The 16,315-nt window shown below is 66.4% G+C and carries 17 protein-coding genes; 14 read left to right on the top strand and 3 right to left on the bottom strand.

Translation table 11 applies throughout. The features are described from left to right. Window positions 1-30 precede the first annotated feature (30 nt). Both KHY18_RS05340 and KHY18_RS05335 read right to left on the bottom strand, forming a co-directional pair. Window positions 31-1,227 carry a LysM peptidoglycan-binding domain-containing protein gene (locus KHY18_RS05340; RefSeq protein ID WP_213295160.1) on the bottom strand — a complete coding sequence of 399 codons (1,197 nt, stop codon included), beginning with the start codon at window positions 1,225-1,227 and terminating at the stop codon, window positions 31-33. After that, a complete protein-coding gene (locus tag KHY18_RS05335; RefSeq protein WP_213295158.1) occupies window positions 1,224-1,430 on the bottom strand; it encodes a hypothetical protein in 207 nt (68 codons plus the stop codon). Before KHY18_RS05335 ends, KHY18_RS05340 begins: the two co-directional genes overlap by 4 nt. Here KHY18_RS05335 and def point away from each other — a divergent pair. The 10 genes from def (at window position 1,429) to KHY18_RS05285 (ending at window position 9,882) form a co-directional block, all read left to right on the top strand. After that, the gene (def, locus tag KHY18_RS05330; RefSeq protein WP_213295154.1) at window positions 1,429-1,938 is read left to right on the top strand and encodes a peptide deformylase; all 510 of its coding nucleotides are present in this window, start codon (window positions 1,429-1,431) and stop codon (window positions 1,936-1,938) included. The genes KHY18_RS05335 and def overlap by 2 nt on opposite strands. Next, complete coding sequence (locus tag KHY18_RS05325) at window positions 1,935-2,444, top strand: hypothetical protein (protein ID WP_213295151.1); 510 nt, start codon at window positions 1,935-1,937, stop codon at window positions 2,442-2,444. Before def ends, KHY18_RS05325 begins: the two co-directional genes overlap by 4 nt. A gap of 30 nt (window positions 2,445-2,474) precedes the next feature. Then, window positions 2,475-3,437 carry a methionyl-tRNA formyltransferase gene (gene fmt, locus KHY18_RS05320; protein ID WP_213295148.1) on the top strand — a complete coding sequence of 321 codons (963 nt, stop codon included), beginning with the start codon at window positions 2,475-2,477 and terminating at the stop codon, window positions 3,435-3,437. After that, entirely contained in the window at window positions 3,434-4,279 is an 846-nt protein-coding gene (locus KHY18_RS05315) for an AzlC family ABC transporter permease (protein ID WP_213295144.1), read from the top strand. Before fmt ends, KHY18_RS05315 begins: the two co-directional genes overlap by 4 nt. Further along, a complete protein-coding gene (locus KHY18_RS05310) occupies window positions 4,276-4,611 on the top strand; it encodes an AzlD domain-containing protein (protein ID WP_213295141.1) in 336 nt (111 codons plus the stop codon). Before KHY18_RS05315 ends, KHY18_RS05310 begins: the two co-directional genes overlap by 4 nt. Before the next feature lie 204 nt (window positions 4,612-4,815). Beyond that, complete coding sequence (locus tag KHY18_RS05305) at window positions 4,816-6,009, top strand: phosphoglycerate kinase (protein ID WP_213295138.1); 1,194 nt, start codon at window positions 4,816-4,818, stop codon at window positions 6,007-6,009. A gap of 74 nt (window positions 6,010-6,083) precedes the next feature. Further along, window positions 6,084-6,920 (top strand): orotidine-5'-phosphate decarboxylase, encoded by an 837-nt coding sequence (pyrF, locus tag KHY18_RS05300; RefSeq protein ID WP_213295134.1) that lies wholly within the window; start codon window positions 6,084-6,086, stop codon window positions 6,918-6,920. Window positions 6,921-6,934: 14 nt separating this feature from the next. After that, window positions 6,935-7,828 (top strand): LysR family transcriptional regulator, encoded by an 894-nt coding sequence (locus KHY18_RS05295; protein WP_213295131.1) that lies wholly within the window; start codon window positions 6,935-6,937, stop codon window positions 7,826-7,828. 104 nt (window positions 7,829-7,932) lie between these two features. After that, window positions 7,933-8,910 (top strand): Bug family tripartite tricarboxylate transporter substrate binding protein, encoded by a 978-nt coding sequence (locus KHY18_RS05290; protein ID WP_213295129.1) that lies wholly within the window; start codon window positions 7,933-7,935, stop codon window positions 8,908-8,910. A gap of 3 nt (window positions 8,911-8,913) precedes the next feature. Then, window positions 8,914-9,882, top strand: a complete 969-nt coding sequence (locus KHY18_RS05285; RefSeq protein WP_213295127.1) for a M14 family metallopeptidase — start codon at window positions 8,914-8,916, stop codon at window positions 9,880-9,882. 302 nt (window positions 9,883-10,184) lie between these two features. Here the strand turns inward: KHY18_RS05285 and uvrA are convergent, their stop codons facing one another. Continuing rightward, on the bottom strand, window positions 10,185-13,262 hold the full coding sequence (uvrA, locus tag KHY18_RS05280; RefSeq protein ID WP_213295124.1) for an excinuclease ABC subunit UvrA: 3,078 nt from the start codon (window positions 13,260-13,262) through the stop codon (window positions 10,185-10,187). Between the two features lie 198 nt (window positions 13,263-13,460). Here uvrA and KHY18_RS05275 point away from each other — a divergent pair, with 198 nt between their 5' ends. The 4 genes from KHY18_RS05275 (at window position 13,461) to KHY18_RS05260 (ending at window position 16,269) form a co-directional block, all read left to right on the top strand. Beyond that, complete coding sequence (locus KHY18_RS05275; protein ID WP_213295121.1) at window positions 13,461-14,642, top strand: MFS transporter; 1,182 nt, start codon at window positions 13,461-13,463, stop codon at window positions 14,640-14,642. A gap of 156 nt (window positions 14,643-14,798) precedes the next feature. Further along, window positions 14,799-15,386, top strand: a complete 588-nt coding sequence (gene ssb, locus KHY18_RS05270) for a single-stranded DNA-binding protein (RefSeq protein ID WP_213295118.1) — start codon at window positions 14,799-14,801, stop codon at window positions 15,384-15,386. A 150-nt stretch (window positions 15,387-15,536) separates the two neighbouring features. Continuing rightward, window positions 15,537-16,004, top strand: a complete 468-nt coding sequence (locus KHY18_RS05265) for a type III secretion system chaperone (protein ID WP_213295115.1) — start codon at window positions 15,537-15,539, stop codon at window positions 16,002-16,004. A 22-nt stretch (window positions 16,005-16,026) separates the two neighbouring features. Next, on the top strand, window positions 16,027-16,269 hold the full coding sequence (locus tag KHY18_RS05260) for a hypothetical protein (protein ID WP_213295114.1): 243 nt from the start codon (window positions 16,027-16,029) through the stop codon (window positions 16,267-16,269). Window positions 16,270-16,315: the final 46 nt, after the last annotated feature.

Genomic DNA, 16,315 nt, shown 5'->3' with positions numbered 1-16,315 from the left:
TCCACGGCGGTCTCCGCGGCAGAATGCCGTTCAGTTCGGTGCGATCAGGTGGTCGCCGGCCACCACCGGGCGCCGCACATCGAGGATCAGCGCGTACGACACGCGGTCAAAAGTGCGAAACACCATCGCCAGACCGTTGTGCTCGCGCGGCAACTGCACGCGCTCGCGCTTGCCGCCGGTCTTGTCGACGATCACATCGCCCTGGGTCACGAGCTGCAGCACCTGGCCCGCGGTCATCGCGTCGCGCGTGCCGCGGTTGATCGACACCACCTGGTTCTGCGCGCCGAACTTGACCGCGGAATCGCCGTAGATCGAGACCACGCGCGCCTTCATGTTGGCCGGCGCCGCATGCGGCACATAGTTCGAATAGGTGCGCTCGGGCGCGGGCAGCAGGCGGTCGCCCGCACGGATCTCGCCCTTGGCTTCGAGAATGTCGATGGTTGCCGGAACCGTGGTTTCGCGGATCTTGCCCTTGGCGTCCTGCACGCTGACCAGGCTCTCGCCCTCGATCAGCTCGGCCTGGCCCAGGTACTGGGCTTCGTAGCCCAGGATTTCGCCGCTGTCGGGGTCCCTCAGCGCCGCGGCGTCACGGAAGATGCGCCAGGAGCGCGTGCGCTCCGAATCGGGCTGGGGCACCAGGCCGCTGCTGCCGCGCACATAGGCACGGTCGGCGCTGCCCATGATCACGCGCTCGTCGGTGGTCGCGACAATGCGCGGCGCCTGGGTCAGCACCTGCGCATCGACCACCAGCGGCTGGACCAGGAAAGGCTCGATCAGATGCGCGGGCAGCGTCGGCAAGGCCATGTCGGCCAGGCTTTCGCTGCGCGTGCGTGGCGACAGGCGTACCGTGGGCGTGCCATCGCCGCCCCCCCCCATGCGCAAGCGTGCATAGCCATTGCTCTTGTCGAGGTACAGCACCTGGCCTGGGTAGATCAGGTGGGGGTTGCTGATCGACGACAGATTCATGCCCCAGAGTTCGGGCCAGCGCCAGGGCTGGCGCAGGAACAGGCCGGAAATGCCCCACAGCGTGTCGCCGCGCTTCACGGTGTATTGATCGGGGGCGGTTGGCGAGAGATCGCTCAGCGGCACCCCTTGCTGCGCCACCTGCTGGGCCGTGGCGCGCTGCGTGGCCGTGACCGGGTAGCCGCCCTGGGCGTACACGGTGGACAGCGCGGCAAGCAGCACAGCCCCGATTCCGCAGGCACGCGCATTGGAAAATGCCGTCATCTCAATCCCTCTATTTGGTCAGGCCGCACGCCTGGCTTGTCGCTGCGGCTGCGCCAGCCCTGCAGGCCGCGCCGTGGTAATACGTAACAAAGCTTCGCAGATTCTCGACGCAAGGCCTTGATCAGGCAATGATTATTGAACCGGCGCCCAGCGAAAAAGCGCAAAAGTGGCGAAAATAGCGACATCATTTTGTTGGCTGCCATGGCAATTCTTCCCATCCTCTGCTACCCCGATCCACGCCTGCACAAGGTGGCCCAGCCGGTCACCGTGGTGGATGAGCGCATCCAGACCCTGGTTGCCGACATGCTCGCGACCATGTACGACGCCCAGGGCATAGGCCTGGCGGCGACGCAGATCGACGCGCACGAGCGCGTGGTAGTGATCGATGTATCGGAAGAGCGTGACCAGCCTATGACGCTGATCAACCCCGAGATTCTCTGGGCCAGCGACGAGAAGCAGTTGGGCGACGAAGGCTGCCTGTCGGTGCCTGGCATTTATGACGGCGTCGAGCGCTCGATCGCCGTCAAGGTGCGCGCGCTCGACGACAGGGGCCAGTCGCGCGAGATCGACGCCGAAGGCATGCTGGCCATCTGCATCCAGCACGAGATGGACCACCTGATGGGCAAGGTCTTCGTCGAATACCTTTCGCCGCTCAAGCGCAACCGCATCAAGACCAAGCTGCTCAAGCAGCAAAAACTGGACCGGCAATGAATGCCCGCCCAGTGCTGTTCCGAGGGGCACGCTGGGTAGTCTGGGGGGCGGCCAGCCTCTGGCTCGCCGGGTGCGCGGTGCCCGAATGGCAAAAGATCGGCAGCGGCCGCGCCGAAGTGCTCGAAGACATGGGCCGGCCCACGCTCACGCGTTCGCTGCCCGATGGCGGCGAACGCCTGGTCTACAGCCGCCAGCCTGCGGGCCAGCAGGTCTATCACCTCGACTTCGACGCCGGGCAGCGCCTGGTGCGCGTGCAGCAAGTGCTGACCATGGAACAGTTCTTCGCGCTGCGCGTCGACGCCGACACGCGCGCCAGCGTGCTGCAGCAATTCGGCCCGCCAGCGCTGGTCGAGCATGTAGCCAGCTTCAAAGGCGACATCTGGACCTACCGTTTGCTGGACAATGGGGCTGCACGCCAGGCCCATGTGCACATCGACCCCACGGATGTGGTGCGCCGCGTGATGTTCACCGACGAAGTATTCAACGACCGCGACCCCCTCGATTGAGCGGGCCGCACCCTTCCCCCTTGTGATTGCATGAACGTCATCTTTGCCGGTACGCCGGAATTCGCCAGCGTGGCTTTGCAGCGTCTGCTCGACGCAGGCTTCAACGTTCCCCTGGTGCTGACCCAGCCCGACCGGCCCGCGGGCCGCGGCATGAAGCTCCAGGCCTCGCCTGTGAAGCAGTGCGCGCTGGCGCACGGCATTCCTGTGAGCCAGCCGCGCAGCCTGCGGCTCGACGGCAAATACCCCGAGGACGCCGCGCAGGCGCGCGCCGCCATCGAAGCCGCCCAGGCCGATGTGATGGTCGTGGCCGCCTACGGCCTGATCCTGCCGCAGTGGGTGCTCGACACCCCGGCCAAGGGCTGTCTCAACATCCATGCCAGCCTGCTGCCGCGCTGGCGCGGCGCCGCGCCCATCCACCGCGCGATCGAAGCCGGCGACAGCGAGACCGGCGTGACCATCATGCAGATGGATGCGGGGCTGGACACCGGCGACATGTGCCTGATCGAACGCCTGCCCATCACCGCCACCGACACCACGGCCAGCCTGCACGACCAACTGGCCGTGCTGGGCGGCCGGCTGATCGTCGAAGCGCTGGAAATGAGCGCCTGCGGCGGCCTGCCGCGCACGCCCCAGCCCGCCGAAGGCGTGACCTATGCGCACAAGATCGAGAAAGCCGAAAGCTGGATCGACTGGCGCCTGCCGGCCGAGACCATAGACCGGCGCGTGCGCGCGTTCACGCCGTTTCCCGGCGCCGCGGGCCTGTGGCAGGGCGAAACCATCAAGTTCTGGGAAGGCCGACCCGAGCCGCGCAGCGCCGACGCCGCTCCCGGCACGGTGCTCGCCGCCGATGCCGCGGGCGTGGTCATCGCCTGCGGCGAGGGTGCGCTGCGCTTCACCCAACTGCAGCGCGCGGGCGGCAAACGCCTGCCCGCGGGCGACTTCCTGCACGGCTTTGCGCTGCCCGTGGGCGCGCTGCTCGAAGCCGCGCCATGAGCCAGCTTCCAGAATCCGGCTCCGAACTCGACGCCGTGACCCGCCGCGCGCTGGGCATCGTGCGCGAGCCGGGCTTTCGCCAGGGCATGCAGGACATGAGCGGCGTCTCGCTGGGCATTGCCGCCTGGGCGCTGGTCACGGGCGTGGCCATGGTCAAGAGCGGCATGACCGTGTCCATGGCCTTGTTCATGTCGTTCGTGGTCTACGCGGGCAGCGCCCAACTGGCCGTGCTGCCGCTGATGATCGCAGGCGCGCCGCTGTGGGTGGTGTGGTTCACCGCGATCTGCGTGAACCTGCGCTTCGTGATCCTGAGCAGCATGTGGCGCGGCTATTTCGCCCACCTCGCGCGCCGCCACCGGCTGGCGATCAGCTATTTCAGCGGCGACGTGATCTTTGTCGCGTTTCTCAAACGCTATCCCGACGGCCAGCGCAGCCCTGAACAGGTGGCGTATTTCTGGGGCGCGGCGTCGACCAACTGGATGGTCTGGCAAAGCTTCTCGGTGGCCGGCATCTTCTTCGCCGACCTGGTGCCGCTGTCCTGGGGCCTGGGCTTCGCGGGCGTGCTGGCGCTGATAGGCGTGCTGTACTCCATGCTCACCGACCGCACGACCTGGGCCGCGACCGGCGTGGCCGCCGCCGTGGCCGTGGCCGCTTTTGCGCTGCCGCTCAAGCTCAACATCCTGGCCGCGATCGCCGCCGCCGTGGCCGTGGGCCTGATGATGGAAAACACCGAACGCCGGCTGCGCGAATGGCGCGCCGGCCCGGCCGCGCTGCGCGCGCCCGACCCGCAGCGCGGCGAGCGCCACCCCGTGCTGCCGCTCGATGAGGAAGAACGCCCATGATGGATTCCTGGTGGCTTTTTGCCGTGAACTGCCTGGGCCTGGGCGCGATCACGCTGTTCACGCGCGCCTTCTTCATGTACCCCGAGCGCGAAGTGCCCATGCCGCACTGGCTCAAGCGCGGCCTCAAGTACGCGCCGCTGGCCGCGCTCGCGGCGGTGATCGCCCCCGAGCTGGTCATCACCCAGGGCGCGCTGATCCAGACGCTGCTCGACGCCCGCCTGCCGGCCGTGGTGCTGGCGACGGCCTACTATTTCTGGCGGCGCGGAATTCTGGGAACCATCGTCGTGGGCATGGCGGTTTACTTGCCGTTGCATATTGGACTCGGTTGGTAATTCGGGCCGTGCGAGACCGCACGCTGCGCCCTGAAACGCCCTTCGATCCTTCGACAAGCTCAGGTTCAGGGCGAACGGATTCTCCCGTTCGTGCTGAGCCTGTCGAAGCATGAACGGCCTGCCCTATCGGCAAGGGGCGCCTACAATGGCGGCGCTTTATCAATCCAACGCCAAACCGCCTCCTTCCAAGGCCGATACGCTGCCATGAACATTCTTCGCTTCTCCGACCTGTGCGCCCAGGGCAAAGCCCAGGGCCAACGCGTTTTCATTCGTGCCGACCTGAACGTTCCGCTCAACGACGCCGGTGAAATCACCGAAGACACGCGCGTGCGTGCTTCGGTGCCATGCATTGAAATGGCGCTCAAGGCCGGTGCGGCAGTGATGGTCACCAGCCACCTGGGCCGTCCCACCGAAGGCCAGTTCCAGCCCGCCGACTCGCTCGCTCCCGTGGCCAAGCGCCTGGCCGAGCTGCTGGGCCGTGACGTGCCGCTGGTCGCCGACTGGGTCGATGGCGTGCAGGTGCAGCCCGGCCAGGTCGTGCTGCTGGAAAACTGCCGCGTCAACGTCGGCGAGAAGAAGAACCAGGAAGCGCTGGCGAAGAAGCTGGCCGCGCTGTGCGATATTTTCGTCAACGACGCGTTCGGCACGGCCCACCGCGCCGAAGGCACGACCTACGGCATCGCCCAGTTCGCGCCCGTGGCCTGCGCCGGCCCGCTGCTGTCGGCGGAAATCGACGCGCTGCAAAAAGCGCTGGCCGCGCCCGCCCAGCCGCTGGTGGCCATCGTCGCCGGCTCCAAGGTCTCGACCAAGCTGACCATTCTCGAAGCGCTGGCGCACAAGGTCGACCAGCTGATCGTCGGCGGCGGCATCGCCAACACGTTCATGCTGGCCGCGGGCCTGAAGATCGGCAAGTCGCTGGCCGAACCCGACCTCGTGGCCCAGGCCAAGGCGGTGATCGACGCCATGGCCGCGCGCGGCGCGCAGGTGCCGATTCCCACCGACGTGGTGGTCGCCAAGACCTTCGCCGCCGACGCGCCAGCGACCATCAAGGCCGCGACCGATGTCGCCGATGACGACCTGATCCTCGACATCGGCCCCGATACCGCGGCCCGTCTCGCGGCCCAGCTCAAGGCCGCGGGCACCATCGTCTGGAACGGCCCCGTGGGCGTGTTCGAATTCGCGGCCTTCGAAAACGGCACGCGCACCATCGCCCAGGCGATCGCCGAGTCGTCGGCGTTCAGCATTGCGGGCGGCGGCGACACGCTGGCCGCGATTGCCAAGTACGGCATCGAAGACCAGGTCGGCTACATTTCGACGGGCGGCGGCGCCTTCCTCGAAGTGCTCGAAGGCAAGACCTTGCCCGCATTCGAAATTCTGGAAAAACGCGCGAACGGCTGATTGCCATGTAACGCCCTGCCCTAAGCCCCGGCCCGCCGGGGCTTTTTTCTTGCCGTGCCTTAAAATCCCGCCCCATGACTTTCCTCGACATGCTGCGCAACGCCGGCTCGCAAAACCAATCCATGCTGTGCGTGGGGCTCGATCCCGAACCCAACCGCTTTCCTGCCGCGATGCAAGGCGATGCCTCGAAGATCTTCGACTTCTGCGCCGCCATCGTCGATGCCACCGCCGACCTGGTGAACTCGTTCAAGCCGCAGATCGCCTATTTCGCCGCCCACCGCGCCGAAGACCAGCTCGAACGCCTGATGGCCCACATGCGCGCCGTCGCTCCCCATGTGCCCGTGATTCTCGACGCCAAGCGCGGCGACATCGGCTCCACGGCCGAGCAGTACGCCAAGGAAGCCTTCGAGCGCTATGGCGCCGACGCCGTGACCCTGTCGCCGTTCATGGGCTTCGACTCGGTCGCACCCTATCTGAAATATGAAGGCAAGGGCGCCTTCCTGCTGTGCCGCACGTCCAACCCGGGCGGCGACGACCTGCAGGCGCGCACGCTGGCCGATGTGCCGGGCAACCCCAAGGTGTTCGAGCATGTGGCCGCGCTGGCGCAAGGCCCGTGGAACCTCAACGGACAGCTGGGCCTGGTGGTCGGCGCGACGCGCCCGCATGAAATCGAGCGCGTGCGCGAAATCGCGCCGACGCTGCCGCTGCTGATTCCCGGCGTGGGCGCCCAGGGCGGCGACGCCGTCGCCACCGTCAAGGCCGGACTGCGCGAACACGGCAGCATCATCGTCAACTCTTCACGCGCCATTCTGTACGCGTCGTCGGGTGCCGACTTCGCCCAGGCCGCGCGCGCCCAGGCACAAGCCACGCGCGAAACCCTGCAGCAAGCCGCTCGCGAAGCGCGCGGCTGACCGGGGGGCCGGCCATGCAAATCAAATGGCTGGAAGACTTCATCATGCTGGCGCAGGAGCGCAGCTTCACGCGCGCGGCCGAACTGCGCCACGTGACCCACCCGGCGTTCGGGCGGCGCATACGCGCGCTTGAAGCCTGGACCGGCACGCCGCTGGTCACGCCGGGCAGCAGCCCGGTGCGCCTCACGCCAGCCGGTGAGGCCTTTCTAGAAACCTGCGGGCTGATGACGCGCACGCTCGCGCAGTCGCACGAAGAACTGCAGACGATTGCGGGCCTGCAGGCACAGTCCATCACGCTGGCCACGGGCCGCACGCTGGCGCGCACCATCGTCGCCGACTGGCTGCTGCGCCTGGGCCCGCTGCTGCAGACCAGCCCGCTCACGGTCTACACGCGCACGCTGCACGAAACCGTGACGATGCTGGAACAGGACGAAATCCATTTTTCGCTGATCTACCACCACCCGGCGATCGCCGTGCGGCTCGACGCACGCCAGTTCATCCATGTGCACATCGCCAGCGACCGGCTGGTGCCGGTCTCGCGCGCCAACGCCGCGGGCCAGGCGCTGCACAGCTTTGCCGCGCCTGGCAGCGTGCCCTACCTTGCCTATCCCCATCGCATGGCGCTGGGGCGGCTGGTCGAAGACCATCTGTCGCAGAACCCCGATGCGCCGCGGCTGCAACGCATCCTCGAATGCGATTCGGCCGACGCGCAGTACGAATACGTGCACAAGGGCCTGGGCGTGGCCTGGCTGCCCTGGTCGATGGCGCACGCGGATTGCAAGGCCAGGCGCCTGGCGCTGGCCGGCAGCCGCAACATGGAAGTGCGCTTCGACGTGCGCATGTACCGACCCAAGCGCCGCCTGACCTTTGCCGCCGAGGAATTCTGGCGCCGCGTCACTCAGCGATAATTGTTACAAGCCGTGCCACAACGGCACAGCCTCGTGCCGTTATGGCACCAAATCAGACCCTGTGTCTTTTGACAATCAGGGTTATCCCAATAAGGAATCAGCTCATGCAAAATACTTCTATCCTGCGCCGCACTGCCCTGGCCTGCGGTATCGCCCTTCTGGCCGCCGGTTCCGCCTTCGCCGACGCTTCGTACCCCAGCAAGCCGATCACCATGGTCATCGGCTATCCACCGGGCGGCAGCACCGACCTGATCGGCCGTCTGGTGGGTACCGAGCTCGCCGCGCGCCTGGGCCAGCCCGTCGTGATCGAGAACCTGGGTGGTGCCGGTGGTGCCATCGGCGCGCAAAAAGTTGCCAAGGCTGCTCCCGATGGCTACACCATCATGGTCGGCGCGAACAACGAAATCGCGATCGCGCGCCTGATCAACAAGAGCGTGAAGTACTCGATCCAGGACTTCACCCCCATCGGCCTGGTGGCTTCGCAGCCCATGGTGCTGGTCGCTTCGCAAAAGGCCGGCGTGAAGAACACCGCCGAGTTCATCGCCGCGGTCTCCAAGAACCCCGGCAAGTTCAGCTACGGCAGCTCGGGCGTGGGCACGGCGCTGCACCTGGCTGGTGAAATGGTGCAGGAACAGGGCAACCTGAAGATCACCCACATCCCCTACCGCGGTGTGGCACCTCTGACCACCGATCTGGTCGGCAACAACATCGAGTACGGTGTGTTCGTGCTGTCCAGCGGCCTGCCCCAGATCCAGTCGGGCAAGGTGATTGCCCTGGGTACGACCGAAGCCAAGCGCTCGGCAGTCACGCCCGATATCCCGGCCCTGTCCGAAAACGCGGCGTTCAAGAACGTCGACATCGGTTCGTGGTTCGCGATGATGGCTCCTGCCAACCTGCCCAAGCCCGTCCAGGACAAGCTCAAGAAGGCCTTGGCCGACACGCTGGCTTCCGCAGACTTCCGCAAGAAGCTCGCAGCTTCGGGCTCGACGGTCATGGACCAGAAGGTTGATCCACGCAAGTTCATCGACGCCGAAATCGCCAAGTACGCCAAGATTGTCGAATTCGCCAAGATCGAAGAGTGAGCGATGAGCGCACTGCAATTTGAACTGCCGGCGCCCGATATCAGCGCCTGGCGCGCGGGCAACACCGGCACCGAAGGCGTGTGGCATTTCGACTCCGGCCTGCCGGGCCGGCAGGTGATGATCTCGGCTCTGGTCCATGGCAACGAGCTGTGCGGCGCCTGGGCGCTCAAGGGACTGCTCGAAGCCGGCCTGCGCCCGCTGCAAGGCACGCTGACGCTGGTGTTCGCCAACCTCGACGCGTTCGATCGCTTCGATGCCAGCGCGCACGATGCATCGCGCTTCACCGATGAAGACCTGAACCGCCAGTGGAGCGATGCGCGCATCGATGCCGGCGACACCAACGAACGCCGTCGCGCCGCGGCGCTGCGTCCGTTCGTGCGCCAGACCGACTGGCTGCTCGACCTGCACTCGATGCACGAGCCTTCGGCGCCGCTGCTGCTCACGGGCGTGCAGCCACGCAATCTGGTGCTCGCCAAACAGATGGGCGCACCCGCGCACATCGTCGTCGATGCGGGCCACAAGGACGGCACGCGCCTGCGCGACTACGGCCGCTTCGGCCTGTCGGACGAAGAAGCCGGCGACTCGCGCTCGCTGCTGGTCGAATGCGGCTTCCACGGCGACCCGGCCAGCCGTGCCGTGGCCCAGGACCAGTGCCTGCGCTTTCTGCTCGCATCCGAAGTCATCGATGACGCTGAAGCCCAGCGCCTGCTGCCCGGCTGGCGCCTGCCGGCTGCGGCGGAACAGTTCGCGCTGACCGTGACCGGCCCCGTGGTCGCCAAGAGCCAGGGCTTTCGCTTCAACGCACCGTTCACGGGTCTGGAGCGCTTCGCGCAGGCCGGCACCGTGATCGGCGACAACGACGGCGAAGCCGTGGTCACGCCTTACGACGACTGCGTGCTGGTCATGCCTTCTGTACGTCAGGCGCGCGCGGGCGTGACGGTCGTGCGCTTTGCGCGCTCGGCGCTGCTGTGATCCACCGTTTCTGATCCACCTTTTGCCACGGCTTGCGCTGGCAAGAATCTGTGGATATAAATGTGGATAACTTTCATCCCAACGTGCACGTAGCAGGCTGTCAAGCCTCGCTCCGGCGCCATGGTTGATAGTTGAAGAGGTCTCCCAGCCAAAAGCGGGAGGCCTTTTTGCATCCGGCCTCGCGAGACCTTGTTGAAATCTGTGGATAAAAATGTGGACAAGTCCACGGAACGTCAACTCTGCCGGGTGGGTGACAGGCGGGGCAGGCCTCCCTGCAACCGCCGATCGAAGGATTGCTGCCCTTACCCCAAATACCGCCGCAGATAGTGCCCCGTATGGCTGCCTTCGTGCGCGGCCAACTGTTCGGGCGTGCCCGTGGCGACCACGTTGCCGCCGCCCGCGCCGCCTTCGGGGCCCATGTCGATCAGCCAATCAGCGGTCTTGATCACATCGAGGTTGTGCTCGATCACCACGATGGTGTTGCCCGCATCGCGCAGCTGGTGCAGCACCTTGAGCAGCAGGTCGATGTCGGCGAAATGCAGGCCCGTGGTCGGTTCGTCGAGGATGTAGAGCGTGCGGCCGGTGTCGCGCTTGCTCAGCTCCTGGGCGAGCTTGACGCGCTGCGCCTCGCCGCCCGACAGCGTGGTCGCGCTCTGGCCCAGGCGGATGTACGACAGGCCCACGGCCAGCAGCGTCTGCAGCTTGCGCGCGATGCTGGGAACGTCCTGGAAGAACGCATGCGCGTCCTCGACCGTCATCTGCAGGATCTGCGCGACGTTCTTGCCTTTCCACAGCACTTCGAGCGTTTCGCGGTTGTAGCGCTCGCCGTGGCAGATGTCGCAGGGCACGTAGACGTCGGGCAGAAAGTGCATTTCGACCTTGACCACGCCGTCGCCCTGGCAGGCCTCGCAGCGGCCGCCGGCGACGTTGAAGCTGAAGCGCCCCGGGCCGTAGCCGCGCTCCTTGGCGGTCGCGGTCTCGGCCATCAGGTCGCGAATCGGCGTGAACAGGCCCGTATAGGTCGCGGGATTGCTGCGCGGCGTGCGGCCGATGGGCGACTGGTCGACGTTGATGACCTTGTCGAAATACTCCATGCCCACGACTTCGTCGTGCGGCGCGGGCTCCTCGCTCGCGCGGTAGAGCTGGCGCGCGACTTCGGCGTACAGCGTGTCGTTGACCAGCGTGCTCTTGCCCGAGCCCGAGACGCCGGTCACGCAGGTGAACAGGCCCACGGGAAATTCGACCGTGACGTTCTTCAGATTGTGGCCGCGCGCGCCGACCACGCTGATCGCCTGCAGCGCACCCTGGCGCGCGACATGCTCGGCCTGGCGCTCGGCGCGGCGCAGCGCCGCGGCCGAGACGGGAAAGCGCGACTTGGCGGGCGCGGAAGCGGGTTCGGCCGACTTCACCACGGGCAGCCAGGGCGTGCGCCGCGCGGGCACGGCGATCGACTGCGTGCCCGCGAGATAGCGCCCCGTGGGCGAGTCGGGGTTGGCGCGCACCTGGTCGAACGTGCCTTGCGCCATGACGCGCCCGCCATGCAGGCCCGCGCCCGGGCCCATGTCGATGATCTGGTCGGCGGCGCGCATCATGTCTTCGTCGTGCTCGACGACGATCACGCTGTTGCCGATGTTGCGCAGGTGCTGCAGCGTGGCGATCAGCCGGTCGTTGTCGCGCTGGTGCAGGCCTATGCTGGGTTCGTCGAGCACATACATCACGCCCGTGAGTCCGCTGCCGATCTGGCTCGCCAGGCGGATGCGCTGGGCTTCGCCGCCCGACAGCGTCTCGGCGCTGCGGTCCAGGCTCAGGTAGCTCAGGCCCACGTCGTTGAGGAACATCAGCCGCGAAGTGATTTCGCGCACCACCTTGTCGGCGATGTCGGCCTTGGCGCCCTGCAGCTTGAGCTGGGCGAACCAGGCATGGGCCTCGGACAGCGTCGCGCGGCTGACTTCATAGATGGCGCGCTGCTGCTCGCCGTCGCCAATGCGCACCCAGCGCGCTTCGCGCCGCAGCCGCGTGCCTTCGCAGTCGGGGCAGCAGCGCGTGCTGCGCAGCCGCGCGAGGTCGTCGCGCACCACGCTCGAATCGGTCTCGCGGTAGCGCCGCGTGATGTTGGGAATGATGCCTTCGAACGGATGGTGCTTGATCAGCGGCTGGGACTTGTTCTTGCCGCTGTCGGTGAAGTAGGCAAAGCCAATGGCTTCCTCGCCCGAACCCCAGAGCACGGCCTGGCGCACATGCTCGGGCAGCTCCTCGAACGGCGCCTCGATGTCGGCGCCGTAATGCGCGGCCACGCTTTCGAGCATGGTGAAGTAATAGGCATTGCGCCGGTCCCAACCCTTCACGGCGCCGCTGGCCAGGCTCAGCGTGGGAAACGCGACCACGCGCTCGGGATCGAAGGTCTCGCTCTGGCCCAGGCCGTCGCAGGTGGGGCAGGCGCCCTGGGGCGAATTGAACGAGAACAGCCGTGGCTCTAGCTCGGGCAGCGAATAGCTGCAGATGGGGCAGGCGAACTTGGCGCTGAACCAGTGCTCGACGCCGGTGTCCATTTCGAGCGCGACCACGCGCCCGCCGGCCTCGCCGCCGCCCGCGCGCAGCGCGGCTTCGAAGCTTTCGGCCAGGCGCTGCATCGCGTCGGGGCGCACCTTGAGGCGGTCGATGACGACATCGATGGAGTGCTTCTCGTTCTTCTGCAACTGCGGCAGCGATTCGACTTCGTAAATCTTGCCGTCGATGCGAAAGCGCACATAGCCCTGGGCCTGCAGCTGCGCGAACAGCTCGGTGAACTCGCCTTTCTTGTCGCGCGCCAGCGGGCCCAGCACCATCAGCTTGGTGTCTTCGGGCAGCGCCAGCGCCGCATCGACCATCTGGCTGATGGTCTGCGACTGCAGCGGCAGCTGGTGGTCGGGGCAATAGGGCGTGCCGGCGCGTGCATAAAGCAGGCGCAGGTAGTCGTTGATCTCGGTGACCGTGCCCACCGTGGAGCGCGGGTTGTGGCTGGTGGCCTTCTGCTCGATGCTGATCGCGGGCGACAGGCCTTCGATCAGGTCGACATCGGGCTTGTCGAGCCGGCCCAGGAACTGGCGCGCATAGGCCGACAGGCTTTCGACATAGCGCCGCTGGCCTTCTGCATAGAGCGTGTCGAACGCCAGGCTGGACTTGCCCGAGCCCGACAGGCCCGTGATCACCACCAGCTGGTTGCGCGGAATATCGAGGTCGATATTCTTCAGGTTGTGCGTGCGCGCTCCGCGAATGCTGATGCGCGACTGTGCCAGGGCGTGGCCCAGATAGCGGCCGGAATCTGCGGCGCTAGCCTGCTCGGAAGAGGGATGAGTGGGGTCGTTCACGGGCGCGGGCGCTCCATGCGGGAAACCTAGCATGATAGTGAGCCTGGCCCCTGAACAGTGCCGGACTTGCAGATCACGGACAATCGGGGTTGTTATTGCGCTGCAGGCAGGCGAAATTTTGCTTGCATGTCGCGCCAGCCTTCTTTCAATCACTTGCAATTTTTGCGCGTGCCACAAACGACCTCCACCCTTTCGGCTGCCCCACCCGCCCCCGCCCCGGACGCCTCCACCATGACGCCGCTGGAGCGCCGGGCGAGCGGCAGCCTGGCGCTGATCTTCGCCCTGCGCATGCTCGGGCTGTTTCTGGTCCTGCCGGTCTTCGCGCTCGAAGCGCGCAAATACCCGGGCGGCGACGACCCGGCGATGGTCGGACTGGCCATGGGCCTGTACGGCCTGACCCAGGCGCTGTTCCAGCTGCCGCTGGGCCTGGCCTCGGACCGCTTCGGTCGCAAGCGCGTGATCGTGTTCGGCCTGCTGGTGTTCGCCGCCGGCAGTTTGCTCGCGGCGCTGGCCGATTCGCTGACGGGCCTGATGATAGGCCGCGGCCTGCAAGGCGCGGGCGCGGTCTCGGCGGCCGTCACCGCGCTGCTCGCCGACCAGACGCGCGACGCCGTGCGCACCAAGGCGATGGCGATGATAGGCGGCTCCATCGGCCTGATGTTCGCGCTGGCGCTGGTTGCCGGTCCCATGCTGGCCGCCTGGGCCGGGCTGTCGGGCGTGTTCGCCTTGACGTTCGCGCTGGCGCTGGCCGGCGTCGCCGTGGTGATCTGGGTCGTGCCGCCCGAGCCGCTCAAGCACAAGGACGCGCCGCGCGGCCGCCTGGTCGAGCTGCTGCACCAGCCCGACCTGCTGCGCCTGAACCTGGGCGTGTTCGTGCTGCACACCGTGCAGATGGCGATGTGGGTCGCCGTGCCCGCGCTGCTGCTGCAGGCCGGCTTGCCCAAGGGCGCGCACTGGCAGATCTACCTGCCGGCCGTGCTGCTGTCGTTCATCGCCATGGGCGGCATGTTCTCGCTGGAACGCAAGGGCAAGCTGCGCATGGCCCTGCTGACCGCTATTGCGCTGGTGCTGATCGTGCAAGTGGGCCTGGGCGCCGTGGCCGCGAGCGGCAGCACGCCTTCGATGTGGCTCATGGGCCTGCTGATGCTGGTGTTCTTCTGCGGCTTCAACATTCTCGAAGCCAGCCAGCCCAGCCTGGTCTCGCGCATGGCGCCCACGCCGCTGCGCGGCGCGGCGCTGGGCACGTACAACACGCTGCAGTCGCTGGGCCTGTTCGCCGGCGGCGCACTCGGCGGCGCGATCGCCAAATGGGCCGGCATGCCGGGCCTGTTTGCCGTCACGGCCGTGCTGACCGCCATCTGGCTGCTGGTGACCTGGCCGCTGCGCCCCGTGGGTAAAACCGGCGGCCACTGAGCCCCCACCCTTGCCGAGATCACGGATTTGCCCGCAGTCTTGGGCAAACGGATATGCTCTCGGTCTGCGGCGTCTCCGGGGGCGACTCCGCAATCCAAGCATCTGGCACGGGCCCCCCATCTACTGGCCCGCGCTATCCATTTCTCGAGGTTATTCATGGCATCCGTCAACAAAGTCATCATCGTCGGCAATCTGGGCCGCGATCCCGAAATGCGCGCCTTCCCCAGCGGTGACCAGGTGGCCAACGTGACCATCGCCACCACCGACCGCTGGCGCGACAAGAACACCGGCGAAAACAAGGAAGCGACCGAATGGCACCGCGTGGTGTTCAACGGCCGCCTCGCCGAAATCGTCGGCCAGTACCTGCGCAAGGGCTCGCAGGTCTATGTCGAAGGTTCGCTGCGCACGCGCAAGTGGACCGACCAGGCCACGGGCCAGGAACGCTACGCGACCGAAATCCGCGCCGACACAATGCAGATGCTGGGCAGCCGCCAGGGCATGGGTGGCGGCCAGCAAGGCGGCGGCTACGGCGACGACAGCGGTTACGGTGACAGCAATGGCGGCAATGCCGGCAACAACGGCGGTGGCTACGAAGCCGCGCCGCGTCGCCCGGCACCGGCACCCGCACCGCGCGCGCCGGCACCTGTCCAGCGCATGGCCCCTCCCGCCCAGGCCCCCATGGCGCCCGCACCCCAGCGCGCGGCTTCGGGCTTTGACGACATGGACGACGACATCCCGTTCTAAAACGATCATTTCGGACTGCTGCAACCCCCGCCAGTGAAAACTGGCGGGGGTTTTCTTTTCTGCGCGCCCGGCAGCGGCTTGTGCGTGGAACCTAGGCCCGGGCATCGTTACCAACAGTCCACCAACTCCATCCTCATGAAAAGAGTACTCATGGACTTTTTAACTTTCCTGAAAACCATAGGCGCCGCGACCCATCTGGATATCAGCGCCGCAGCCCAGGACGGTGGCTGCACCATCGTGTTCAGCGAGACTCTGGAAGTCACTTTCGAACATGAGGAGAGCCATCAGAAAGTCGTGCTCTTTGCGCCGATCATGTCCGTCGGTGAATGGCCGGCCGAATCACGCGCGCGCATGCTCGCGCGCGCGCTGCAAGTGCATTTGTTCGGTCTGTTGACCGATGGCAACTACTTCGGCTTTGATCACCAACTCGAGCGCATCATCTTCTTTCGCAGCATTGCGCTCGCCGATCTCGAGCCAGCGCAGGGCATAAAGGCCGTGGAATCCTTCGTCAACCAACTCGAGCACTGGCGGGTCCAGCTGGTGCAAGCCGCCATCAATCCCGATACGCTGCAGGCCATGGAGACCCATGCCGGCGAATTGTCCGTTCAACGCGTCTAAAAACCGCAGGGAGAAGCGCTTCATGTCCGTCATCACCAATCTGCTCAAGGTCGGCGCTGGCCTGCTGTCAATTCCGTTTCAGCCGCTGCTGGCAATCAACGCCGTGAATTCGCTGGTCAACAAAATGACCGGAGGCTATGTCAATCGGGACATCCTGGCGAGAAATTTTTTCAGCGGTCTCTGGGGTTTGACCGTGGCCCATTTCAACAGCGGATTGGGCGACCACGATGCGCAACAGGCGCCTTATCGACCGCGCGATTTTTGACAGGGACCAGAGTTTGCTGGGGCTCCCGTCGTCGGCGGGGTCCTGC

The sequence above is a fragment of the Acidovorax sp. CCYZU-2555 genome, from assembly GCF_018413525.1.
Lineage (GTDB): Bacteria > Pseudomonadota > Gammaproteobacteria > Burkholderiales > Burkholderiaceae_C > Comamonas.
This window is presented reverse-complemented; position numbering and strand designations above follow the sequence as displayed.

What these genes read in the sequence shown, in the direction of transcription:
- KHY18_RS05340 (WP_213295160.1), bottom strand. Translation starts at nt 1,227, where the DNA reads ATGACGGCATTTTCCAATGCGCGTGCCTGCGGAATCGGGGCTGTGCTG.
- KHY18_RS05265 (WP_213295115.1), top strand. Translation starts at nt 15,537, where the DNA reads ATGGACTTTTTAACTTTCCTGAAAACCATAGGCGCCGCGACCCATCTG.
- fmt (WP_213295148.1), top strand. Translation starts at nt 2,475, where the DNA reads ATGAACGTCATCTTTGCCGGTACGCCGGAATTCGCCAGCGTGGCTTTG.
- def (WP_213295154.1), top strand. Translation starts at nt 1,429, where the DNA reads ATGGCAATTCTTCCCATCCTCTGCTACCCCGATCCACGCCTGCACAAG.
- KHY18_RS05325 (WP_213295151.1), top strand. Translation starts at nt 1,935, where the DNA reads ATGAATGCCCGCCCAGTGCTGTTCCGAGGGGCACGCTGGGTAGTCTGG.
- KHY18_RS05275 (WP_213295121.1), top strand. Translation starts at nt 13,461, where the DNA reads ATGACGCCGCTGGAGCGCCGGGCGAGCGGCAGCCTGGCGCTGATCTTC.
- pyrF (WP_213295134.1), top strand. Translation starts at nt 6,084, where the DNA reads ATGACTTTCCTCGACATGCTGCGCAACGCCGGCTCGCAAAACCAATCC.
- KHY18_RS05335 (WP_213295158.1), bottom strand. Translation starts at nt 1,430, where the DNA reads ATGGCAGCCAACAAAATGATGTCGCTATTTTCGCCACTTTTGCGCTTT.
- KHY18_RS05295 (WP_213295131.1), top strand. Translation starts at nt 6,935, where the DNA reads ATGCAAATCAAATGGCTGGAAGACTTCATCATGCTGGCGCAGGAGCGC.
- KHY18_RS05310 (WP_213295141.1), top strand. Translation starts at nt 4,276, where the DNA reads ATGATGGATTCCTGGTGGCTTTTTGCCGTGAACTGCCTGGGCCTGGGC.
- uvrA (WP_213295124.1), bottom strand. Translation starts at nt 13,262, where the DNA reads ATGCTAGGTTTCCCGCATGGAGCGCCCGCGCCCGTGAACGACCCCACT.
- KHY18_RS05290 (WP_213295129.1), top strand. Translation starts at nt 7,933, where the DNA reads ATGCAAAATACTTCTATCCTGCGCCGCACTGCCCTGGCCTGCGGTATC.
- ssb (WP_213295118.1), top strand. Translation starts at nt 14,799, where the DNA reads ATGGCATCCGTCAACAAAGTCATCATCGTCGGCAATCTGGGCCGCGAT.
- KHY18_RS05305 (WP_213295138.1), top strand. Translation starts at nt 4,816, where the DNA reads ATGAACATTCTTCGCTTCTCCGACCTGTGCGCCCAGGGCAAAGCCCAG.
- KHY18_RS05260 (WP_213295114.1), top strand. Translation starts at nt 16,027, where the DNA reads ATGTCCGTCATCACCAATCTGCTCAAGGTCGGCGCTGGCCTGCTGTCA.
- KHY18_RS05315 (WP_213295144.1), top strand. Translation starts at nt 3,434, where the DNA reads ATGAGCCAGCTTCCAGAATCCGGCTCCGAACTCGACGCCGTGACCCGC.
- KHY18_RS05285 (WP_213295127.1), top strand. Translation starts at nt 8,914, where the DNA reads ATGAGCGCACTGCAATTTGAACTGCCGGCGCCCGATATCAGCGCCTGG.